Annotated in this window: 23 protein-coding genes; 2 read left to right on the top strand and 21 right to left on the bottom strand. The window is 49.1% G+C overall.

Annotated elements, in window-relative coordinates:
- Window positions 1-22: 22 nt before the first annotated feature.
- The 20 genes from BMW94_RS03950 to BMW94_RS03865 all read right to left on the bottom strand — a co-directional run bounded on the left by BMW94_RS03950 (window position 23) and on the right by BMW94_RS03865 (window position 18,189).
- A complete protein-coding gene (locus BMW94_RS03950) occupies window positions 23-850 on the bottom strand; it encodes a carbohydrate ABC transporter permease (protein WP_076287389.1) in 828 nt (275 codons plus the stop codon).
- Window positions 850-1,716 carry a carbohydrate ABC transporter permease gene (locus BMW94_RS03945; RefSeq protein ID WP_090903199.1) on the bottom strand — a complete coding sequence of 289 codons (867 nt, stop codon included), beginning with the start codon at window positions 1,714-1,716 and terminating at the stop codon, window positions 850-852. The genes BMW94_RS03950 and BMW94_RS03945 overlap by 1 nt, the downstream gene beginning before the upstream one ends.
- Window positions 1,717-1,741: 25 nt before the next feature.
- Window positions 1,742-2,947: an ABC transporter substrate-binding protein gene (locus BMW94_RS03940; RefSeq protein ID WP_090995161.1), complete on the bottom strand. Its 1,206-nt coding sequence runs from the start codon at window positions 2,945-2,947 to the stop codon at window positions 1,742-1,744.
- Between the two features lie 292 nt (window positions 2,948-3,239).
- Window positions 3,240-3,734: a signal peptidase II gene (gene lspA, locus BMW94_RS03935; protein ID WP_090994720.1), complete on the bottom strand. Its 495-nt coding sequence runs from the start codon at window positions 3,732-3,734 to the stop codon at window positions 3,240-3,242.
- Window positions 3,735-3,943: 209 nt separating this feature from the next.
- Window positions 3,944-4,891 (bottom strand): nucleoside hydrolase, encoded by a 948-nt coding sequence (locus BMW94_RS03930; RefSeq protein WP_090994716.1) that lies wholly within the window; start codon window positions 4,889-4,891, stop codon window positions 3,944-3,946.
- A 60-nt stretch (window positions 4,892-4,951) separates the two neighbouring features.
- Window positions 4,952-5,356 (bottom strand): DUF350 domain-containing protein, encoded by a 405-nt coding sequence (locus BMW94_RS03925; RefSeq protein ID WP_090903191.1) that lies wholly within the window; start codon window positions 5,354-5,356, stop codon window positions 4,952-4,954.
- A complete protein-coding gene (locus BMW94_RS03920) occupies window positions 5,338-6,735 on the bottom strand; it encodes a glutathionylspermidine synthase family protein (protein WP_090994713.1) in 1,398 nt (465 codons plus the stop codon). The genes BMW94_RS03925 and BMW94_RS03920 overlap by 19 nt, the downstream gene beginning before the upstream one ends.
- A 6-nt stretch (window positions 6,736-6,741) precedes the next feature.
- Window positions 6,742-7,017: a hypothetical protein gene (locus BMW94_RS03915; RefSeq protein WP_090994710.1), complete on the bottom strand. Its 276-nt coding sequence runs from the start codon at window positions 7,015-7,017 to the stop codon at window positions 6,742-6,744.
- Complete coding sequence (locus BMW94_RS03910; RefSeq protein WP_254790099.1) at window positions 7,017-7,451, bottom strand: hypothetical protein; 435 nt, start codon at window positions 7,449-7,451, stop codon at window positions 7,017-7,019. The genes BMW94_RS03915 and BMW94_RS03910 overlap by 1 nt, the downstream gene beginning before the upstream one ends.
- Window positions 7,452-8,021: 570 nt before the next feature.
- Window positions 8,022-10,013 (bottom strand): ribosomal protection-like ABC-F family protein, encoded by a 1,992-nt coding sequence (gene abc-f / locus BMW94_RS03905; protein WP_090994704.1) that lies wholly within the window; start codon window positions 10,011-10,013, stop codon window positions 8,022-8,024.
- Window positions 10,014-10,111: 98 nt separating this feature from the next.
- Complete coding sequence (locus tag BMW94_RS30375; RefSeq protein WP_017691697.1) at window positions 10,112-10,273, bottom strand: hypothetical protein; 162 nt, start codon at window positions 10,271-10,273, stop codon at window positions 10,112-10,114.
- A 113-nt stretch (window positions 10,274-10,386) separates the two neighbouring features.
- On the bottom strand, window positions 10,387-10,671 hold the full coding sequence (locus BMW94_RS03900; RefSeq protein ID WP_090994701.1) for a YesK family protein: 285 nt from the start codon (window positions 10,669-10,671) through the stop codon (window positions 10,387-10,389).
- Between the two features lie 220 nt (window positions 10,672-10,891).
- Window positions 10,892-11,800, bottom strand: coding sequence for a ketose-bisphosphate aldolase (locus BMW94_RS03895; RefSeq protein WP_090994698.1), 909 nt, complete (start codon window positions 11,798-11,800; stop codon window positions 10,892-10,894).
- A gap of 92 nt (window positions 11,801-11,892) precedes the next feature.
- On the bottom strand, window positions 11,893-12,984 hold the full coding sequence (locus tag BMW94_RS03890; RefSeq protein ID WP_090994694.1) for a PTS fructose transporter subunit IIC: 1,092 nt from the start codon (window positions 12,982-12,984) through the stop codon (window positions 11,893-11,895).
- Window positions 12,985-12,999: 15 nt separating this feature from the next.
- Window positions 13,000-13,317 (bottom strand): PTS fructose transporter subunit IIB, encoded by a 318-nt coding sequence (locus BMW94_RS03885; protein WP_090903173.1) that lies wholly within the window; start codon window positions 13,315-13,317, stop codon window positions 13,000-13,002.
- Window positions 13,318-13,380: 63 nt separating this feature from the next.
- The gene (locus BMW94_RS03880; RefSeq protein WP_090994691.1) at window positions 13,381-13,845 is read right to left on the bottom strand and encodes a PTS sugar transporter subunit IIA; all 465 of its coding nucleotides are present in this window, start codon (window positions 13,843-13,845) and stop codon (window positions 13,381-13,383) included.
- Entirely contained in the window at window positions 13,820-15,871 is a 2,052-nt protein-coding gene (locus BMW94_RS03875) for a BglG family transcription antiterminator (protein ID WP_090994688.1), read from the bottom strand. Before BMW94_RS03875 ends, BMW94_RS03880 begins: the two co-directional genes overlap by 26 nt.
- 185 nt (window positions 15,872-16,056) lie before the next feature.
- A complete protein-coding gene (locus BMW94_RS30370; protein WP_175480570.1) occupies window positions 16,057-16,197 on the bottom strand; it encodes a hypothetical protein in 141 nt (46 codons plus the stop codon).
- 3 nt (window positions 16,198-16,200) lie between these two features.
- A complete protein-coding gene (locus BMW94_RS03870) occupies window positions 16,201-17,199 on the bottom strand; it encodes a glycosyltransferase (protein ID WP_090994685.1) in 999 nt (332 codons plus the stop codon).
- 18 nt (window positions 17,200-17,217) lie between these two features.
- Window positions 17,218-18,189, bottom strand: coding sequence for a phosphotransferase family protein (locus tag BMW94_RS03865; protein WP_217648173.1), 972 nt, complete (start codon window positions 18,187-18,189; stop codon window positions 17,218-17,220).
- Window positions 18,190-18,421: 232 nt separating this feature from the next.
- Between BMW94_RS03865 and BMW94_RS03855 the strand changes: the two genes are divergently transcribed.
- Complete coding sequence (locus BMW94_RS03855) at window positions 18,422-19,033, top strand: TetR/AcrR family transcriptional regulator (RefSeq protein WP_090994678.1); 612 nt, start codon at window positions 18,422-18,424, stop codon at window positions 19,031-19,033.
- A gap of 213 nt (window positions 19,034-19,246) precedes the next feature.
- Window positions 19,247-19,828 (top strand): NAD(P)H-dependent oxidoreductase, encoded by a 582-nt coding sequence (locus tag BMW94_RS03850; RefSeq protein ID WP_090995155.1) that lies wholly within the window; start codon window positions 19,247-19,249, stop codon window positions 19,826-19,828.
- Between the two features lie 596 nt (window positions 19,829-20,424).
- Here the strand turns inward: BMW94_RS03850 and nikE are convergent.
- Window positions 20,425-21,225 carry a nickel import ATP-binding protein NikE gene (gene nikE, locus BMW94_RS03845; RefSeq protein WP_090994675.1) on the bottom strand — a complete coding sequence of 267 codons (801 nt, stop codon included), beginning with the start codon at window positions 21,223-21,225 and terminating at the stop codon, window positions 20,425-20,427.
- Window positions 21,226-21,366 lie beyond the last annotated feature (141 nt).

The following is a 21,366-nucleotide window of genomic DNA, read 5'->3' as shown; positions in this document are numbered from 1 at the left end:
ATGAGTCCGCCCCTATTCTTCATTATTTCACTGAGCCTTGCGTTACACCGTTGATGATCCACTTCTGTGCAAAAAGATAAATGATGATCATCGGCAGCAACGCCAGCAGGTACGATGCAAACGCCAAGTTGAAGTCGGTATTAAATTGACCTTGAAACACATATTGTACCAGTGGTAGTGTGTATTGTGCCGGGTCACTAATAATAATGAGTGGCAGCAGGAAGTCATTGTAAGTAGACAGACAAGTTAGGATACCAACCGTGGCACTGATCGGCGCCATCAATGGGAAAATGATTTTCCAGAACGTACCCCAAGTTGTCGCTCCATCTACAAAGGCTGCCTCCTCCAGCGCTACCGGAATGGACCGAATATAACCTACATACACAAATACGTTAAAGGCGAGACCATACACCGTATGCAGCAAGATAAGACCCAGCAGATTGGTCATTTCCAGTGATGCAGTCAGCTTAACAATCGGCAGCATAATGATTGGAAACGGAATGAACATCGCGCTGACGAAGTAATAGTACAGCCCTTTGAAAAATTTCCGTTTCTCCATATTCCGTGCAATCGCATAAGCAACCATGGAGTTACTGAGCAAGGTCAGAATGACTGTTGACGCAGTAACAATGGCACTGTTACGGAACGATTGGAAGAAGTTTGTCATATCTATTGCACTTGCAAAGTTCTCCCAGTGAAGCGTCGTCGGAATAGCAAAGACGGATTGGGCCATTTGCTCCGGATTCTTCAATGCGATCGTAACCGTCATATATAAAGGGAACAGAATGAACAAGGTACCCAGAACAATCAACAACATAACGGGCCAGTTGGTACGTAAACGACTTCTCATTACAGATCCGTCTCCCTTCTTTGCAGGAACCGGATTTGCAGAATCGAAATCACCGCAATAACGATGAAATAGATAACCGAGTTCGCAGATTGATATGCATATTCGCCGCCTTCAAATCCACCCGTGTAGATCAGATGGGAGATGGACTGTGTTGCCCGTCCCGGTCCACCATTGGTCAAAGCCACGATTTGGTCAAAGACCATCAGTGAGTTTTTCATCGCCAGCACCATATTAATTGTGAAGAACGGGGCAATAAGCGGAAATGTAATGCTCCAGAATTCACGCCATTTGCCGGCGCCGTCCAGATTTGATGCTTCATACAATGTCGTAGGGATCGTTTGCAATCCCGCCAAATACAGAATCGTATTCAACGCAACGGATTGCCATACCGCTACAATCACGATCCCAATCCATGCCAGGCTTTCGCTGCCCAGAATGTTGGTGGATAAGGCGTTAATGCCCAGGTTTTGTCCCCAGATCGGGAATACGTTGGAGAACAGGTAGTTAAATATGTAACCTACGATCAATACACTCAGGATATTCGGCAAGAAGTAGATGCCACGGAAAAAGTTACGGAACTTGATCTTGGCATTCAGCCCGAGTGCAATGAGTAGGCTTAGAATATTCGTCAGGATCGTTACAACGATCGCAAACTTGAAGGTAAACCAGTAGGCATTGCCTACATTATCATCCTGAAAGAGATTGAAATAGTTTTTGAATCCAACAAAATCATAACCTTTACCGAATCCGTTGTAGTTCGTAAATGAATAGTAGATCCCCTGGAGGGCCGGCAGCGTCATAAACACGAAGAACAATACTACCGCCGGAACCGTCATCCAGTAATAAGGCGCGATGCGCTTGTTCATACTCCATCCTCCTTCGGACAAGGCGTTATCGCCGATTCGCTACCTTGTCCCATTCTTTGTCGAGTGTATCCAGATAGTTGTCGATGTTCTTGTTCTGCAGAAAGGACTGTACGATGGAATTCAGCTGCACCGCAGCCGGAATGTAGTGATCGGCGAAGTCGATAACCTTGCCCTGCTCAATGTAAGGTGTCAGTTCCTGCACAGCAGGATCATCTTGTTTTACACCTTCCACCGCAGAGAACAGCGTCTGTTCCTTAATGTACTTGCCTATATTTTCAGGCTCCAGCAGAAACGCGATGAACTGCTCGGCCTGCTCCTTGTTTGGTGTATTCGCTGAAATGGTAAAAAGGGAGTCAATTCCGTTCACCAGCTTGATCTGGCTCGGATCGTTGCCTGTCGGGAATGGGAAGAAACCAATGTCCACATTCGGGTTCGCTTTGCGAATCTCGGAGATCGCCCAGGTACCCTGGATGTACATATATGCTTCGCCATTGGCAAAGGCACGGTTGCCATCCGAGTACGCTTTACCGAAGTTGTCACCGTGACCGTAATTCATCAGCTCCAGCTGCTTCTCGGCAACCTCGCGGTACTTCTCCTTGAAGGTCACCTTGTTCTCGCGACGCTCCAGATAGAAATCAATACCAACCAAGTTAGGTCCGAGTGCATTGAACGGCAGATTGGTCTGCCAGTCATCCTTGTATGTGAAGTAAAACGGAATTTTACCCGCATCCTTAATTTTTTGGGCAGTAGCAATCAGCTCGTCCCAGGTCTTGGGTACGTCCAGACCCATTTCTTTAAACAACGTTTTGTTGTACATGATGCCGTTTGCATTTGTTGCGTAAGGAACACCTGTTACTTCATCCATGCCCGTGACATCCTTAAGCATCTTTATGTAGTTGGGATCGATCGTTTTTAACAGTGGACTGTCTGTCAGATTGGCGAAAATATCACTCTGGGCAAGAATGGAATAGGTATCGGTTGCCCCCATTGCCATAATGTCTGGCACATCGTTCTTCACCACACGTGTCTTCAGCACCGTCTCCGCGTCGGGTGGATTCACCTGAGTGACCTGAATATCGGAGTGTTCGGCGTTGAACGTTTTGATTAATTCGTCAAAGGTTCCTTTGGCTTCGGGTTTGTTCTGAAAAAATTCAACCTGCACTTTGCCATTGGCATGATTCCCGCTCGTGCAGGAAGACAGAAGTACAGCCGTTATTCCACAAAGCAGCATTAACCCGAGTGCCTTGGTAAGCGATGTTCTCATGTTGTACCTCCCTCAGCTTATATACGTAAAGATTTACCCATTAAATTAGTGAAGTAACCATATGGTTAATCCTTCCACCGTTTTATACTTAGAGCGTTGACTATAATGTGTCCTAATATTCCTAAAACGGTTTCGATCAAATTGAATCAGGCCCACTGACCGCGAACCCGGTCATCGACATAACAAAAAGGGACATCGGAATATATCCAATGTCCCTCATGTATTCAGTTACGCTGCTTACATCAAAGCGGTTGTTAACTCATGATGAACGCTCTATTTTCGGCAAAGCATTGCGTAAACGCTTGGCTCGGTAACTCTGAAATGCACGGATTAACATGCCGATGACCAGCATAACCACACCAACATTAATGGCTACATCCGCCAAATTGAGAATACCACGTCCCGACGGAAATACGAGAAAATCCGTTACGCGTGCGTAGATAAACCGATCGATTGCATTACCCAAAGCACCACCAACCATGAAACCGGCACCTGCCTGCATCCAGAAACCGCGAATCTCACCTTTTCTCCGATAATACATTATTCCCGCCACGAACAGAATAGCGACCACACCGAACAGACGCGCATTCCCTTGAAACAGGCTGCCTGCCATGCCGCTATTCTCATAATGCTGCAATTGCATTCCTGAGTCGCCAAGCCTCATCGTGTCGCCAACTTCCATATACATCCTCACCGCCATCTTGGTTCCCTGATCAACCAAGGTAACCAGCAGTGCTACAAAATAAAATAACATCGTGCCACTCCTCCTGCCGGACGCTCCAAAGTTAAACTAAAGAGTCTCTGCTGTAACATTTCCTTCACTTTAACACACCCGAAGCGTTGTCACCAACTGGATAGAGAACGCGCATTGCACACACTCATAGGAATGGAATGGGCAAAAAAATCCGTACCTGGAATAGGCACGGATGATAAATACTTTTATTGGAGTTAAAATCACCAATTTTATTGAATAGCGGAGAGCACATCCAGCAGCATGGATTTGAATTTCGGACGGTCAATGGCCTCACAGACACGTACATTCGGCTCTTTACCGAAACGTCCATTGATATCCACAACGCTATATCCGCGTGTTAACTCTCCTGCTGCTTCTACATCCACATAATACTGACCGGATTTGATCATCAATGACTCATCTGCGGCAACAGCCATCAGCAACGTATCCGGGTGAGTGGTGCCATTCAGTTTATGTACCGATTTGTTAAACTGCATAACCACTTTGTTGATGGCTGTGAAGAAATCGGCACCAGATGTACCCAGTGCTGCAATTTCCGCGTGATCATCATCATCCATAACAGAATACTGCGTACACATCTCCCAGCCAACCATGGTGATCGGAATGCCTGCGTGCAATACAATTTTGGCTGCTTCCGGATCGACATAGAAGTTATACTCCGCGGCTGGTGTGATATTACCCAGTGCATTATTCGTTCCACCCATGATGTAGAGGTGAGCAATCTCCGGAATAATGGTTGGGTCCTTCTGGATTGCCATCGCAATGTTAGTCAGGGGTGCAATGGCCAGAAGCGAGATTTCGCCCGGATGTGCGTGTACCTTTTCAATGATAAAATCAACCGCATGCCCTGCCTCTGGACGCTGGTCTGCCTTCGGGAAATGGGCTCCGCCCATGCCGTCATCTCCATGTACGTCTTCCACCGTGCGGTGCTGCGCCTTGCCATAGGCCATCAACGGGCGTTCGCACCCTTTGTACACAGGCACCCTTCCGCCATGTCCCGCAACCTGTACCGTGTACAGGGCATTTTCAACCTCCTGGTCAAACTGTACGTTCCCGCCTGTAATTGTAATGCCCTCCACCTGGAAATGGTGCAGTGCCGTCAGGATCGCAATCGTATCGTCTCCTGCTGTATCTGTATCGATGATGACTTTTCTCATGATGCCGCGCTCCTTCTTCGTTGAATTGATATTCATTCCAAATAAACACTAGGGTTTATTTTACATCAAAAACGTACCGATGACGATGGAAACGCCGATGATAATGGAACGCAGCAGCTGAGCTACCGCCATATTGCCTCGTGCGATTTCGTCACATACCCGCATCTTGGGGGTAAGGAAGTCAAATATAATATAGACCAGACACAAAATAATGATTCCAAGCGCCGACCAGAGCAGCATATCCAGCCACGAATGCGTAGAAAAGGACACCATGCCCACAATGATACACAGGCCCAGCAATTTGCTGCCCATATACATGCCTGCCGCCTCGTTGCCTTTCGCGATTTCCTCGCTATCGTTATACCGGGTCAATTGGCTAAAAGCGAAATACCCGCATACCAATACAACCAGTAAAATACCTATACCTACCGCTACATTCAGCAGGTTCAATCCCAAATTGTCCATTCCTTCTCCTCCTCATCATCTATCCGTTCATTGACTACAGCCGCACAATAAAAGGCCATATCTCCGGTTACCTTCTCACCGATCCGGGGCAGCACACCAGCAAAACGTCCACCGATGACAAACACCCCTGTAAGCAAATAACCGCTGTATTCGCCATCCTCTGTCTGAATCACGGCCTGTTCCATCGGTACCAGCTGCTGATATATTTTAGGCTGATTATTATAATAGGCTGCGATCTCATCTTCTTCTTGCAGTTCGGCTATTGTGTTGGAGTTCGTAGGGGCGTGCAGCTGATGAGAAGCAGCCGTTTGGCCCGCATGATGATCTGATTCCTCACCCAGCAGCGATGTGCCTCGACCCTCACGCCCCCAGTAGCTTTTGGCTACATAAGGCATTGCGCTCCATTCGAAAGGTCCAGTTTCGAAATAAGTAGGTAGCAGATAACGCGAAATCGCCGCTAACTCTGCATCATCAAACAGCCGAAACCCGCAATATTCCATGGTTTGTTCATTGCGTTCATAGAGTGACCAGATCGCAGCCATGAAGCCCTTGCTCTGCATCAGCACATGCTGTACAGGATTCATCAGGCCCAGGCGTCCATCCTGAACCAATTCAAGCAGTGCTGCGCCGATGTCCACGCCGGTCGTTTCATCTCGATCATCGATTAGATATTCCAGGGGATAGAGCCGGTACAGCAGGTTGATCTCGCGTCCATGATGGTAGAGCGCCTCCCCTGGAACAATCTCCAACTCCTCCAGTGGAGCGTAGAACGTTTCATACCCCGCCTTCTGGCACAGCTTCATCAGATACTCCGTATTGGTCCGATCCTCCACATGCTCTCCAAATGAAGTAAAGGTCACCGGGCCCAGCAAACCCTGCTGTGCGTAAGCATCCAGCCAGCGGCGAAAGCATTCCCGGATACATTCATCCATTCCTTTGGACGGAGCATGGAGCGATGTTTTTTCAGCCATCCCCACCAAAAACCCTTCCAATGCAGCTGCTTCAGGTATGCCCGTTGGAGTATCCGTGTTATTTTCAATACACTTAGGTCCCGCTTCCCCGATAATCCAGTCCTGCCGAGTAATCCCGCCTGTCACCATCTCCATACGAGCCGCCGGAATAAGGCCGGGATGAATGCCCAACTGCTGCTCCAGAAATGAGTCGGGCATGTATTGCTGAATAAAACGCATCACCTTGCAATAGATCCCGTCTACAGCCTCAACTGCCGTACGTAATTCCTGCATCTCCTCAGGGGAATAGACCGTCAATGCAGGCACACAATATTGCTTGCCATACATCCGATGGTAGGGAACCTGCTGCCCTGCTTCGCCCCTGAATACTTCATCATGACTGAATGGCAGTTGGTATATATGCCTCATCAGGTTCTAACCTCCCGAACTGCGGAAGAAGCTGCCAAAGCCGCTCGATTTTGAACTGGATTTGCTGTAGGAGCTGCTATCCTTGTTGCTCCGATAGGACGATCCGCCACCGTAGTAATAGTGCCCACTGCTGGAGTCATATTCACATCCGGTATCGTATTCCGGGTCACACTCATCGCTATTGCTGCTACAACCGGATAATACGGCTGGAACCGCAAGCATTAGCGAGAAGGCAACCAGCTTGGCGCGTGATCCAGGTTTGGATTTGGAATTTTCGTCCATCACAGATCCACCTCCTTCAACAAAAACAACACTTTCTTGCGATCCGCATCCAGCACGGAATACACAAATTCATAGGTCGTACCGCCCCGCACCATGTAATGGTCCAGCAGTTGCTCGGCAAGCTCCATCGTGTACGATGAGGATTCTGCCAAATCCAATTCCTGAAATGCACTCCCATTCCACAGCATATATTCCGCACTGTACATGGAGGACATTTTACACATTGCCAGTGCAGCGTCCGCAATCGCTGTACCGTATCCCGCAGGTTTTTGATTGTCATACTCGGTCACGTAAATTGCATGCTCCCGACGATCCTCGCATTCATTGGATAGATGCGCCCAGAGCTTATTTTCCATCAGGGTCGCATCGACCAGCTTGCGCATGAACAGCTCATCGCGAGTAACCGACACCTGCTCCAGTACCCCCGTCTCCACCTGCCGGTCATCCGACCAGTTCCGATAAGTCATTGAATAATAAATAACGATAACCTGCCTTTCTGTGAGCTCTAAGAGGAGCCGTTTCCATACACACAAACGTATTTAACGCATGAGAAGGAAAAAAGTTACACTATTCCCGATGACATGTAAAAAAGAATAGGTTATCGATCTCGTGCCCCAAGCATGGGGTTCAAGCGTTAACGAATCTCAGAAGCCTTATATGGTGATTACATGTGAAATACAGATTTTAACAAACCTGAGAGATGCTATTTCGGAAAAGAACAGCCTAAAACAACGATAAACATCCACTTCATGAGGAATAACATCTCTGTGGTTCGTTAGATATTCGTTGTGTGGATTTTGAAGCCAATAAGATCTCCTCGGTTCGTTAGAATGTCGGATATTTGAATCTGTCGAATCATGGGGAGTAGTCCCTGAAACGCAAAAAAACTGTCCCAAAGCCAATGCATGACTTATGAGACAGCCTCCTTGCTTGCTCAAGCTGTTGCTAACTCCTATTCTATTGCTGTTGCTGTTGCCAATGCCCTTCCAGCTGACACGTATGGCTTATAATTCGGCCCACTGTGCGAACAGTTCATTGTATTCCGCCGACAACTGCTCTCGCTCGTTCCACATCTGTTCCAAAGCAAGCGGATCATGCGCCACCGTTTCGAGCTGTTGATCCAGTTCCCGGAGCCGTGTCTCCAGGTGTGCCATGACCTGCTCCAGCTTCTCCGCAGTACGCTCGCTGTCACGGCTCTTTTCAGTGTCCCCAGCCTGGAAGAAGGATGGATTGTTCAGCTTGCCTGATCCCGCCGCAGCCGCAATCCCGTGAGAAGAACCTCCTGATCCTGCCCCAGAGGCAGTACCCTGGGGTGACGCCTCCGCTCCTGCTATATGCTGATTTCCCGCCGCTGCACGAGCTTGCAGATCAAGCTTCTTCTCCCGATAGGCTTCATAGTCTCCCAGATAAGCGGTCATCCGCCCATTCTCCAGTTCCCACACACGGGAAGCGAGTCGATTGACGAAGTAGCGGTCATGCGAGATGGCAAGCACCGTGCCTTCGAAATCAACCAGCGACTCTTCGAGTGCCTCCCTTGAAGCGATATCCAGATGGTTGGTTGGTTCATCCAGCAAAAGCACATTCGGCTTGCGCTGAACCAGCAGAGCCAGCCTTAGCCGCGTCCATTCCCCACCAGATAACTGTCCTACCGAGCGAAATACATCTGCTCCATAGAATAGATATCGGGCCAAAATGCCGCGTGCTTCTCCTTCTTCCACGCCCGCTTCCAGACGGAAGTACTCCAGCACATTCAGCTTCGGATTGGAAGGCTCCTCCTGCTGGGCCAGATAACCAACATCTACACGTGCACCCCACTCCAGGTTGCCTGCACTGGGTTGTTCCTCTCCAAGCAACAGCTTGAACAACGTTGTTTTGCCTGAACCATTACGTCCAATGAGGGCAATTTTGTCGCCATATTCGAGTAATCCCGATACCCCGCGCAGAATCGGGCGTTCTCCATAAGCCTTTTCAACTTGTTCTATCACAGCCACCCGTTTTCCCGTACGGTCTGTAGGACGTACATCGAAGTCGGCGTTACGCCGCTCCAGTATCGGGCGCTTCACCTGTTCCATCCGTTCGATTGCTTTACGCATCGAAGCAGCGCGCCGAAAGAACTTTTCATTGCCCCCGACTCGGCCCCATTCTTCCAGTTGGCGGATCGTTTCTTTCATTTTTTTGATCACCTTCTGCTGCTCCTTGAACTCCTCGAATTGCTGTAGCAGCCGTTGTTCCTTCAATTTCATATATTCCGTATAACCGCCAGCTGACGTTTCTGCTTCTCCATCCTCCAGCTCTAACGTCCGGGATGCCACGCGGTCCAAAAAGTAACGATCATGTGAGATCAGGATTATCGTACCTGTGTACTCGCGCAAAAATCCTTCCAGCCATTCCACCCGCTCCAGATCAAGATGGTTGGTCGGCTCATCCAGCAATAACAAATCAGGCCTTACAATTAGCTGTGAAGCCAGCACAATCCGGGTCTGTTCACCACCAGACAACGAACCAAACCGCCATCCGTAATGCTCCTTCGCAATATCCAGACCTTCCGCCACCTGATCGATCCGGGCATCCATTTCATATCCACCCTCGCGCTCGAACTGGTCCTGCAATGCCGCATACCGCTTCAACAGTCGCTCCAATTGGTTTGGATCGGATGCACAGTCCGGATCGGACATCTGCTGCTCCATATCCTTCATTTGACTCTGGCACGCCATAAGCTCCCTGAATCCAAGGCTCAGCACATCAAGCACCGTGTAATCATCCATCCCTTCCGGCACCTGAGCCACGTAACCGATTCGTGTATCCTTCTTGATCATCAATTGTCCTTCATCTGGCTGGTTCAATCGTGCCATCAGACGCATCAATGTCGTTTTGCCGCTTCCGTTGCGGCCGATCAAGGCGACCTTGTCGCCTTCCATAATTTCAAACGTAATGCCATCCAGCACCAGATGTGCTCCGTGGTATTGGGTCAGTTGTTGTGCGCTAATTATCATCATAATAAGGTTCCTCCTATGGATTGGAAGATCCTGACCGCAACACAAAAAGAGCCGCAGGAGGTTAGCTCCGCGGCCCTTCAGAATTCAAGCAAAATTGCTTATCGTCCGAATGAGGTCAAGGCAGGCATCTTCTCGCAAATGTTAACTTCCGTATATTCAAAATTGGACAGACTTCTCCCGTTGGTCAGAAAAGTATGAACAATGCCAGCCATAGCAATCGGCAGCTGGCTAATACGGTTGTTAAGCATCTCGTGATTCACCTGTCTTCACCTCCCTTGTCATAATTAATGTCAATATATCACAGACGAATGTATTCCTGCAACCATCCCATCCGCCCAAATCACTCTAACTGTACCGCAGTTTAACCCTCCGATTAATTCTTTCTCCGACGCCGAAACACCACATCCATGATCGCCACCGTAATGAGTGTCAACATCCCCGCTGTACCCAGCGATACGCCAAGCAAGGCATAACCAATGCCGTTCCACCCGCCAATATCGATGCTAATCATGATCACAACGGCTCCACCGAGCAAGGCCACACATGGCAGTATATATTGGACCCCGGTCATTCGACGTCCCTGCAATCGATAGATCACCCATTCGATCAACAGCAGTACAACCCAAACAAGGAGTATCCATAGAACTAGCCCTGTCATTGAAACGCCCCCTTCTCCTAAGCTCAGCTCGTTTCTCACGAATCCAAACTGAAGCTGATATCCGTTGAATTGAGATATGCAATATGACAGGATTGTATCACATCATAAAGCCCTGCATTCCACAAACATTTGAGTTCGTGAACGAGGGCTTCCTGATTTTTATGCGATGATGAGATTGGCCAATTACTCAGGGTTCCTTACGTCTGGTCACCAGCAAGCGTCAGTAAAGGCTGACACTTTCAGCCTGGCGCTGTTCATAACGCAATCCTTTGTACAAATCGGCTTTGCCGACCGAATGGAACAGCTCCATTTTATAACGAATGACGTTTCGGGCCTCAGCAATGCATTCCGGGTAAATCGCGTTAGGGTCCCATAACTCGGTTGTGCTTAAAATTTCGCGAGCTTTTTTGAAATATGCGTGCTTCATATCGCTGGATATATTGATTTTGCAAATGCCCAGCTGAACGGAGTCCGATACCTCCTGATCCGGGTTGGCAGAGCCGCCGTGAAGGACGAGAGGAATATCGACCAATTGGCTGATTTCTTTCAGAATATCCATTTGCAGCTCCGGTTTGATGTGCTTTGGATATATGCCATGGGCTGTACCGATAGCGACCGCGAGTGTATCAATCCCCGTACGAGCCACAAAATCCTGCGCCTGCGCCGGGTCTGTGTAAGTGACCACCGATACGCCGCCTTCAATCGAGTTGCCGGTCTGACCGATCGTGCCCAATTCCCCTTCAACCGATACGGAAGCAGCGTGCGCAATCTCCACCGCCTGTTTGGTCAACGCCACATTTTCTTCATAAGGGAGCAGAGAGCCGTCAATCATGACAGACGTAAATCCACACTTGATCGCCCGGATGATATCAGCAATGGATCCGCCATGATCGAGATGGATCACCAGCGGAACATGGCTGGCGAGTGCACGCTGTCTGGCATAAGCCAGAAATTCATCCGTCAGAAATTCAAGCTCCGTGGGGTGAATGGCGATAATTGCCGGGGAATTGGAATGCTCCGCCTCCTCAATGACTGCCCTTAAAAAGGTGCTGTCCGCTACGTTAAACGCGCCTACTGCAAATTTGTGTTCTTTGGCTGCTTTAAGCAATTCCTTCATCGTAATCAACATAAGCTCACATCTCCCTTGGATGGTATTCAAATTAAAATTCGTCATGAAACATGACCAGCGTGTGCTCGCGCCCGACCCATCATCAACAAACCTTACTCCACCTTGAACACAATGTCGTCGAAGCTTACGCTTTCGTCTTCGGTATCGTCGAATTCTTCATCCACCGCTGTAACCGGCTTCTTTAACAGCGATAAGGTTACGCCACAGATGCTGGTTCCAATGAGCAGCGACAACATAAACAGCCACGGATGCGTGAAAAGAGGGACAACAAACAGCCCGCCATGCGGTACCGGAGCTTCAACACCCCAGATCATAATCATACCGCCCGCTATCGCTGAGCCGATGACACAGGAAGTCACCACCCGAATCAGATCTCTTGCGGCAATCGGAATGACGCCCTCCGTCACCATACAGATGCCCATTGGAAATGCTGCCTTTAATGATTCCTTTTCTGCGGCCGTATATTTGTTTCTCGTCAGGAAATACGACAGGGTAATGCCGAGTGGTGGAATGATCGAGCCGACAAACTTGACCGCCTCCGGCCCGTAGATGCCTTGGACCAGCATGCCATCCGCAAACAGCGACATCGTTTTATTGACAGGTCCTCCAAAATCAAAGGTCGCCATCAGGCCCAGAATGGCCCCCAATACAAATTTGGAACCGCCCTGCATCGATTCAAGCACATGGGTAAGGCTGTCTTGCAGCCAGACAATCGGCTGACCGATGACGAGGAAGATACCCAAACCGGATATGAGTGTAGCTAGAAACGGAATCACAAGCACAGGCATTAATCCCTGCATGGACTTGGGCAGCTTCACATATTTTCGGATGGCAACCACGACGTAACCCACCAGAAAACCTCCCAGCATGCCACCAATAAACCCCGCCTGAATCTGACTGCATATAAAACCAACAATCAATCCCGGAGCAATGCCTGGGCGGTCAGAGATCGAATACGCAATCGCTGCGCAGATTAAAGGTACAACAAGCCCCATGCCCCAACCGCCGATCTGGTTGATCATATACGGAATCGTTCCTTCCGCCTTGCCCACATCCGCCCCGCCCAAAACCTGACCCAGCGCAATACACAGACCTGATGCAACGATCAGAGGAATCATATAGGAAATGCCTGTTAACAGATGGCCCTTGATGACTGAACCTGCGTGATTGGATTTTGCGCTCATCGTCCTGCCTCCCTTTTATGAGGATATGCCTAAAGTCTGCTCCACTTTTTCAATAAATTTAATCGGGGCTTTAATGACCGTTTCGGTTTTCACGCGAATGATCCGTTTTCCCTTGAAACGTTCTTCTCCGCCAATCTTGATATCAGCGGCCACAATGATCACATCAGCATCTCGAATCTCTTCGCGGCTAAGCTCGTTTTCTGTGCCAATGGTGCCTTGGGTCTCCACTTTAATCTCATGTCCGCGGGCCTTTGCACCTTTGATCAATTTTTCCTTGGCAATATACGTGTGGGCAATACCTGCAGTACAAGCGGCTACAGCGACAATGTTCATCCGTATCCCTCCAAATATGATGTCGTGCGTTCCATTTTAATCAACATCGTAATGCCCTCTGCTCTACGACACACTCTCCCTGCGCGCAAACAGATCCATAATCATGGCCGGATCAGGCTCGTGCAGCAAACGCTCCAACACCTCCTCATCGGCAAGCATCTCTGCAACCTGGACCAGCAGCTTCATGTGGGTTGTATTTCGATCCACCAGCCGTACGGCAAACATAATAATGACATGCACCGGTTTGCCATCCAGCGTTTCCCATTCAAGCGCATGCGCTGTCCGCCCGATGGCGAGCGAGGTTTTGAGTACAGCGGCTGATTTGCCGTGAGGAATAGCGACATGGTTCTCCAGACCCGTCTGGCCTTCGTCCTCTCTTAAATACACGTCCTTGATAAAAGCCTCCTTGGAGGACAGGGCGCCGTCCTTTTCCAGCAAATCTGCCAGCTCCTCAATGGCTTCATCCTTGGTTCGCGCCTGGAGATCCAGCTTGATCAACCGTTCATTGATAATTTTGGTGATATCCATACGTCTCCTCCTTCTGGGTATGCCCGGACTTGCCGGACTGACGGGATTGTAAAATCTCTGCAAGCTCCAGAGGTGTGTTCACCCTCATAATCTGGTCATATATCCACTTGCACTTGAACAAGCTGTTTATCTCCATCAACAATTCAATGAATGGTCCGTCGTTAGAGAAAGCGATTACAATTTCAAGTTTGCCTTTTCCCGTTTCGCCCGTCGTTACATTAAAACCGACGACCGGATTGGCGGTCAGCTCACTGCGCAGCAGGAAAATGGACAAATGCTTGTTCAGCCTGGCCTCGGCAAACGTTCGGTTATGCAGGTTACCGTCCGCACCTGCGGCTGCGAGTACGGATGCAAACAGCTTCCTACGGGATGTTATCTCTTCTGCCGCCTGCTCTTTTGTATTTGTTTCCATATGGAAACAAGAGGACTGGAAGTACGCTTCGAGCAGTGAAAACGACGGCATCTTGTTGGGATCGGGACTGACCCTTTCCTCATCAAGCTTGGCCTTGATCAGACTGACATCCGTGTCATTCAGGAGTGCTGACACATACACAACCGGCAGATTATGATGCTCCAGTTTCACGGTCGATATGATCAGATCGATATCCGCCCAATCCTCCATTTGCTTGAACCAGCTTGCTGAAATGACGTCCACGACCTCCCATTCAGGGAATGAACGATTGATCCGGCTTTTCAGCAAATGGGAGGTGCCTATTCCTGTAGAGCAGACCAGAACGACTTTTTTCTTTTTACTGTTTTTCTCAATGGACGCCTGAAAATAAAGAACCAGGTAACTGATCTCATCATCACTGAACGAGTTTAAACGGGAGGCCTCCGCAATGGGCAGCATTCCCAGGCTAACCAAGGTAAAAATCTCGGCATACTCCCTGCGAATATCCTCCAGCAGAGGATTATGAATGGCGATGTTGTATTTAAGACGGTTCAGCATTGGTTTGAAATGAATGATCAGTCCCTTATACAACTGCTCGTCTGTTGTGAGGTCACGATGAATCATTACGGACACAGTCTGAATCAATTCCCGGACCATCGCTTGGGACTGCGCACACGCCTTGTCCATCAGACCCGACAGCTCCAGGTTCAGGGAAGGCAAGCTCATGCCTGAAGAGATCAGATACTGATAGATAAAATAAATTTCTTCTCCCGGCAGCTCCAGCTCGCATTGCTCACTGATCTTTGCGGCCATATTTTTGGCAATGGCATACACACTGGGATCGGTTACCGGATGCTCAGAAACACTGTCGGCCAGGCGAAGGGCTTTGCCATTCTTCAATCTGCGGATGCAAATCAGCAGGTGAGTCAGCAGGTTGATGTAATATGGATCACCAATGGTGTACCCTAATTGCTGCTCGGTTTCTTCCAGAATGCACCGTATACCTTCTACCGCATCGGAGCCAAAATGCCTGACCAGCTCCCCTAGCGTATTGCCATCGATCCGGGCTTCATGTTCCTGTGCATGCTCCTCTTCCTGCTTCTGGTCCTCATTGACAAGCTCGTGAATCAGAGAGGCCATCGCTTTGCGGATATCGATCTCTGATCCGATAAGACGGGTCCCAAGCTGACTTTTCTCCAGCCGCAGTTGAAAAGGTGCAATTCGTTCTTCAATCGCCTTGAGATCATTCACAATCGATGCCTTACCAATAAAATATTGCTCCGACAGCTTGTTGATGGAGGTTTCCTCAGGAGAATCGTATAGCAGATTCGTCAATATTTTGATTCTCCTGGCCTCGACTGAAAGGCTGGGCACCATCTTTTTTCCAGGCATCAACTGCGTGCTTCTCAGCTCCATCGTCTGCTCCTGCGTTAACGCCAGCGCAATTCCCGTTCCCGGCTTTCGTTCAAGGTGAATCCCGCGACGATTCAAGCTTTGCTCCAAGGCATTCAGTTCCCTGTAAATCGTTTTTTCAGACCAGTTCATCTGACTGGCCATTTCTTTGACCGGAACGAAATCCCGACGCTCCAACAGAAAATGCAGAATCTGATATTCTCTCGCAGATAGCGCTTTCATTAGGAAATCACTCCTTCCTTACGCCCAAAGCATAACACCCGGCCTTTTTTTGATAAATACTAAAATATGTCCATTTCATTCGGGTCAAATTAATACAGCTCCTGTTCAGCGCTATCGGAACACCTGTTGATTTCGGCACAACAAAAAGGCTCCTGATCGGGTTTCCTGCCCAATTAGAAGCCTTTTTAGATGCCTTTTTGTCTCCGTTTTCTATTCACCACTGGATGCTCATCCTGCACTTGTCCTTCTGGCCCTGTTGCCTTCGTTGCTACTGTTGCTATTGTTGCTCCAATAGAACCCGACGTCGTTAGAGCCTGCATCTGCAAGTTTTACTTCAACCAGTTGGCAAAGAACTCCCGATATCCTTCTTTCATGATCGTGCGCGAAAAAGCACCAAAGGCATACTCACGGTTGTCTTCCGACACACTGCGCGGCGCAGCAGCAGCCATGTTCACCAGTTCAAACCAGTTATCCTCGTTGCCTGCAAAGGCATGCGTTGATCGAATGTGACCATAGCAGGCATGCTCCGGTTTCACGACCATTTTGCCCATCGCCATGGCTTCAGTCAGCGGCATTGCAAACGTATCAAAGGCGGAACAGCTCCAATACACCTTGGACGAGTTCATCAGGGTAAATACATCATCCTGTGTCAGCGCGAATTGCAATTTTACGTTGTCTGGAATGTTGTATTTCTTCATGCTTTCCTCATAGCGGCGACCGCCGAATACCATGTATACTTCCTTGTCCGGGTTCTGCCGGGCGTATTCCAGCACCAGATCCGGGCGACGATTCGCTTCATCCCGACCGATCCAGAGCACACGATTATGCACAACCTGAGTCGGGTCGTAGTGGCGATGCGCCAGTTCTTCGTTGAAGCCGATCGGGATGACGTTCACGTCATGTACACCGAAATTCCGGCCCAGTTCTGTTTTCAAAAACTCCGTCTGCACAATTGCTTTATCCACCATCGTATAAAATGGCTTCATCATCTCGTACCCCGTCAGCGCCGGGTCGGGAAAGCTGTGTGGGAACAACACACTCTTCGGTAAAAACATCTTCAAAAACGTAAACCCGGATACGGTGTAGATGACATGCTCTATATTTTGGCTATAGATCTGGTCTAATACGATATCATAGTTCACCAGGTCACCTTTCTCATGCTCATAACCCGGCAACCAGTCATACCCGCTGACATGGCGTTCCGGCGAGATGAACACAATCTCCACGCCCAGCTCCAGCCCGATCTGCTTCAACCGATCCGCAAATACGCGCGGGCCCTGGGCCTCCGTGAATTGAATTTTACGCATTACGAGTCCTACTTTACGCATGTTCTGCACCCCTCATTTCTATTCCCTACTACACTGCTTCATGCACTGTTCCAGCGTCATTGCCGTCTCGTGCCACTGGTTCCGCAGCTGTTCCTCCGGCCATACACAGTCTGCACTTCTCAGATCTCCATCAATCAGACGCAGCATCCAGAGCGAGAATACAATGGCATATGCACTGTACCACCTTTTAAAAGAAACCCGGTCAACCTGGACGCTATGGTGCTCCAGCCCGTCCAGATAAACATCCATAATCCGCTCCCGCAGTTCAGGCGTAACGGTTCTCGGGAACAGCGGATGCGATAGATCTACCAGATGATATACGTCCCAGAGAGCCGTATTCAGATGCGCATGCTCCCAATCGATAATTACCAGCCTGCCATTCACATCCGCCATGTTGCCGGGATGCAGATCTCCGTGACACAAAACACGAGGTAACTCCTCCTCTGCCGTATGGATTAGCGCGGCGATGTTGTGCCAATCCGATGGTGACAGCGTGATCTCCAGCTTGGACAACAAATCAGCAGTGGATTCCTTTTGCCCAAGCAGATCATCCAGTATGTCCCGGATTGGCGGTTTGTGACCCACTCGGGGCAGTTCGCCCCAATCAGCAACCGATAACGTGTGCCACTCCGCCATATGTACAGCAGCAGCCAGCATCGTCTCTTCCCGCGAATCATGCACCAGTTCGCCCAGATCCTCATAGATGATCCAGCTCTGTTCCGCATTAATTTCACGGTCTGATGCAGCAACTAGCGCTGGATATATAGGGGGTAATACTGAGAGCACATGCCTCGACATCCATTGTTCACGCCCATGTTGTGCAGGATTGGTCAGCGGTTTGAAAATATAACTTTCCCCGATACGAACAGTGAAACGCTCCACATATTTACCATTCATCCCTTTGTAGAGCCGTTCCCTGCTTGTTATATGTTGTTCATTCAACGTCCCTTCGGGAGTCACCCAGCGATGCGCCTGCACGTCTTTCTTCACGCCATTCACCTTCCATTTCGTTTCCCAGGCTTGGAGCTGGTGCTATTCATGTTTGCCTTTGCAGTCCTACTTCTGCACACGCTCCGTACCTACCAATCCGTTATTATTTCTATCCATCATACGTTGCCGTTCACAAGCCTGCAAGCTTTGAGCGAAAGCACTTTGGTAGCATAAAACGGGGCATTCCGAAATGGTAGTTGCAATTTAGTTAGTAATCACTTACTATACAATCATGAAGAACAAACCTCATGTTGACAGCAAAAAGAAAGACATCCTACAAGCGGCGATGCGCTTGTTTGCAACCAAAGGCGTTGACGGCATTTCCGTCAAAGAGATCGGTGACGCCGCCGGAGTAACGGATGCGGCGATTTACAAACATTTTAAAAACAAAGATGCCGTCGCCCTTGAGGCTTTCACCCAATATTGCGCGGATTATACCGCCCTGATTGACGGGTATGTTCGCCAGAAGGGCCCGGTGCTCGAACGCTTCCGGCAACTGATTACCGAAGTTCTCCACCTGCATGATGAAGATCCCTACGGACTGCTGCTGATTTCACAAAATCACGAGATTTTCATTGAAGCTGGAAGCAGTGATGATTACCGCCAGCCGCTGGATGCGTTGATTGATCTCATCGATCAGGGGATTATGCGAGGTGAACTACCAGCTCAGGACTCACGGCTCACGGCTGTTCTGGTCATTGGTGCCTTTACGCGCATGGCCGTCTCCAGTATGCAAGGTGAACTGCCGGAACTGCTTGTTCCCTACACCGGAGAAACCGTTCACCGACTCGCATCGATGTTGGGACAGGGGGCAACTAATGTGGGGCAGAAGCGGGCGGAATAGCTTTGCGAAGGTTGTTCCGGTCTATCGGGATCAAGAGATGCATCTAATTGCGCAGTGCTCCAGTGTAAAATCATTCTTTTAAAATAGAAGCTCCGGCTTCAACTAACGTTCAGGAGGTTCCTGAACGTTAGCAAGGTCAAAGGTCATTCGTGACCTTTTCTTTTCGCACATGAGGTTAGTGTTCATTAACTAAAACAGTCAGGACGTGTCATGATTGTGAAGAAAATATTAATTATCCAAGGCAACCCCGTCTCCCCAAGTTACAATGGCGCAATCGCCGAAGCTTATCGTAAAGGCGCTGTGCAGGCAGGTGCCGAGGTTCGCATGATCACTCTCAATGAGTTGGAATTTAACATGAATTTAGCCGGTGGATACCGAAATAAACTTCCACTCGAACCCGACTTGCTGGAAGCCCAAGAGGCGATTAAATGGGCAGAGCATCTCGTATGGGTATTTCCGATTTGGTGGGGAGGACCTCCTGCCCTGTTGAAGGGCTTCATTGACCGGATCTTCATGCCAGGCTATGCCTTCAAATATCACAAAGGAAAACCGTTCCCCGATCAACTGCTCAAAGGTCGCACCGCACGCATGATCACCACCATGGATGGTCCGAGCTGGTACTACAAATGGTTCCAGGGTGAACCTGCACACAAAATGATGAAGAACTCCACCTTTGCGCTGACAGGCATCAAACCAGTGCGGATAACAACTGTAGATCAAGTTGGTAAGAAGTCAGATGAACAGAGAAAGAATTGGTTGGATAAGATCGAGCAGCTTGGGCGGAAGATGGGGTAAACACTTTTCTGCAAGAAAACTTCATCGGAAGTATATGCTTCTCTCCAGATTTTCACCTTTGTAAAGTAAATCAAAAATTGGGGGATAACCGCAATCGGAAGGTATATTTAATCCGTCGTGGCGAGTGTATTCTTAGTTTTCCAACGTATATATGAAAGCAGAATATTGCCTATTCTAGATACAAAAAAGGGATGTCCTCACGTCATGTTCAAGACGGGACACCCCTTTTAGCATTCATGCTGCTCTGACCAACCGTACACACGCTATTAGCCCTAAATCGGGACATATTCTCAATTTAACGAATCGTAGACGCATTATTACCTCGGTCTGTAAGTCATTTAACAGTTTTTCCCTGGTTTTTACCAGGATAACTTCGCTGAGGTTCGTTACATTTTGCATTCCGCACTATATCGCCACTTAACGCTCTCTCGATTCGTTAGCGACTTGCACTTAGAGAGACAAAAACCGCACGACAGGTCAGCGTGATACGCCAATCCCCCGCCTCTGGAAAGTCGACTTCGCATCAGTAATGCAATGGAAACAACCATGGTAAGCAACCCCAACGAACAGCCATCTACAACTATACAAGCAACGCATTACCCAAACGAAATACGACCTGATGGATGCTCAGGCAAAATAGCTGTAACCAGTTGCTGGACTGCCGGATGATCCGACTGCAGCACTGAATCACCTGCATCTCCGCTATAGACCAGCTTTCCCTGATCCATTACGGCAATACGGTCGCAGATCGTCATGGCGGCCCGAATGTCATGCGTGATAAAAAGGTAAGACAGTCCGTATGATGCTCTTAAGCCTGCCAATAAGGACAGAATTTGTGTCTGGTGCACCATATCCAGGCTGCTGATTGATTCGTCCAGTACGATTAACTTCGGCTTGAGCGCGATAGCTCGTGCGATGTTGACTCGCTGTAATTGCCCACCGCTGAACTGGTGCGGAAACTTGCCCGCATCCTCAGGTGTAAGTCCAACCTGCTCAAGCAGTTGTCCAACCACACGAAGTTGTTCTTTTGCCGACAGGCGCTCGTAATTATCCAGCGGCTCACCGATAATCTGCGCGGCAGTCATAAGCGGATTCACAGCCGAATAACAGTCCTGGAACACGACTTGCAGATCACGCCGTAATTCCTTGAGCACGGGTTTGCCGGCCCGGTATATATCCTGACTCTGAAACAAAACCTGCCCTTTGCTCGGTTTTTCCAGCCCCAGTATGATTTTTCCCAGCGTACTTTTACCTGCCCCGCTCGTACCCAACAGTCCCAGACAAACACCCTTTTCAATCGTAAGTGAAATGTCTGCCAGCACAGGAGGACGTGCTCCCGAACGATCCAGCCAATTGCGTCTGCCATAGCTATGGCTTACATCACGTACCTGTAGCATCAGGTCATCCTCCTCTCTTGTACTTGGCAGAAGCAATCTCCGAAGAACACGAAATTACACATCATCACCATGTCCATTCCACTCCTACGCCTGCCCACTCAAAATACAGTTCATACCCGCTCGCTCCACACATACACTCAC

Origin of the sequence: Paenibacillus sp. OK003, from assembly GCF_900109515.1 — a bacterium.
Lineage (GTDB): Bacteria > Bacillota > Bacilli > Paenibacillales > Paenibacillaceae > Paenibacillus > Paenibacillus marchantiae.
This window is presented reverse-complemented; position numbering and strand designations above follow the sequence as displayed.

Bases quoted from the DNA above. Each gene is read 5' to 3' on its own strand.
- BMW94_RS03950 (WP_076287389.1), bottom strand. From the start codon at position 850: ATGAGAAGTCGTTTACGTACCAACTGGCCCGTTATGTTGTTGATTGTT.
- BMW94_RS03945 (WP_090903199.1), bottom strand. From the start codon at position 1,716: ATGAACAAGCGCATCGCGCCTTATTACTGGATGACGGTTCCGGCGGTA.
- BMW94_RS03940 (WP_090995161.1), bottom strand. From the start codon at position 2,947: ATGCTGCTTTGTGGAATAACGGCTGTACTTCTGTCTTCCTGCACGAGC.
- lspA (WP_090994720.1), bottom strand. From the start codon at position 3,734: ATGTTATTTTATTTTGTAGCACTGCTGGTTACCTTGGTTGATCAGGGA.
- BMW94_RS03930 (WP_090994716.1), bottom strand. From the start codon at position 4,891: ATGAGAAAAGTCATCATCGATACAGATACAGCAGGAGACGATACGATT.
- BMW94_RS03925 (WP_090903191.1), bottom strand. From the start codon at position 5,356: ATGGACAATTTGGGATTGAACCTGCTGAATGTAGCGGTAGGTATAGGT.
- BMW94_RS03920 (WP_090994713.1), bottom strand. From the start codon at position 6,735: ATGAGGCATATATACCAACTGCCATTCAGTCATGATGAAGTATTCAGG.
- BMW94_RS03915 (WP_090994710.1), bottom strand. From the start codon at position 7,017: ATGGACGAAAATTCCAAATCCAAACCTGGATCACGCGCCAAGCTGGTT.
- abc-f (WP_090994704.1), bottom strand. From the start codon at position 10,013: ATGATGATAATTAGCGCACAACAACTGACCCAATACCACGGAGCACAT.
- BMW94_RS03900 (WP_090994701.1), bottom strand. From the start codon at position 10,671: ATGACAGGGCTAGTTCTATGGATACTCCTTGTTTGGGTTGTACTGCTG.
- BMW94_RS03895 (WP_090994698.1), bottom strand. From the start codon at position 11,800: ATGTTGATTACGATGAAGGAATTGCTTAAAGCAGCCAAAGAACACAAA.
- BMW94_RS03890 (WP_090994694.1), bottom strand. From the start codon at position 12,984: ATGAGCGCAAAATCCAATCACGCAGGTTCAGTCATCAAGGGCCATCTG.
- BMW94_RS03885 (WP_090903173.1), bottom strand. From the start codon at position 13,317: ATGAACATTGTCGCTGTAGCCGCTTGTACTGCAGGTATTGCCCACACG.
- BMW94_RS03880 (WP_090994691.1), bottom strand. From the start codon at position 13,845: ATGGATATCACCAAAATTATCAATGAACGGTTGATCAAGCTGGATCTC.
- BMW94_RS03875 (WP_090994688.1), bottom strand. From the start codon at position 15,871: ATGAAAGCGCTATCTGCGAGAGAATATCAGATTCTGCATTTTCTGTTG.
- BMW94_RS03870 (WP_090994685.1), bottom strand. From the start codon at position 17,199: ATGCGTAAAGTAGGACTCGTAATGCGTAAAATTCAATTCACGGAGGCC.
- BMW94_RS03855 (WP_090994678.1), top strand. From the start codon at position 18,422: ATGAAGAACAAACCTCATGTTGACAGCAAAAAGAAAGACATCCTACAA.
- nikE (WP_090994675.1), bottom strand. From the start codon at position 21,225: ATGCTACAGGTACGTGATGTAAGCCATAGCTATGGCAGACGCAATTGG.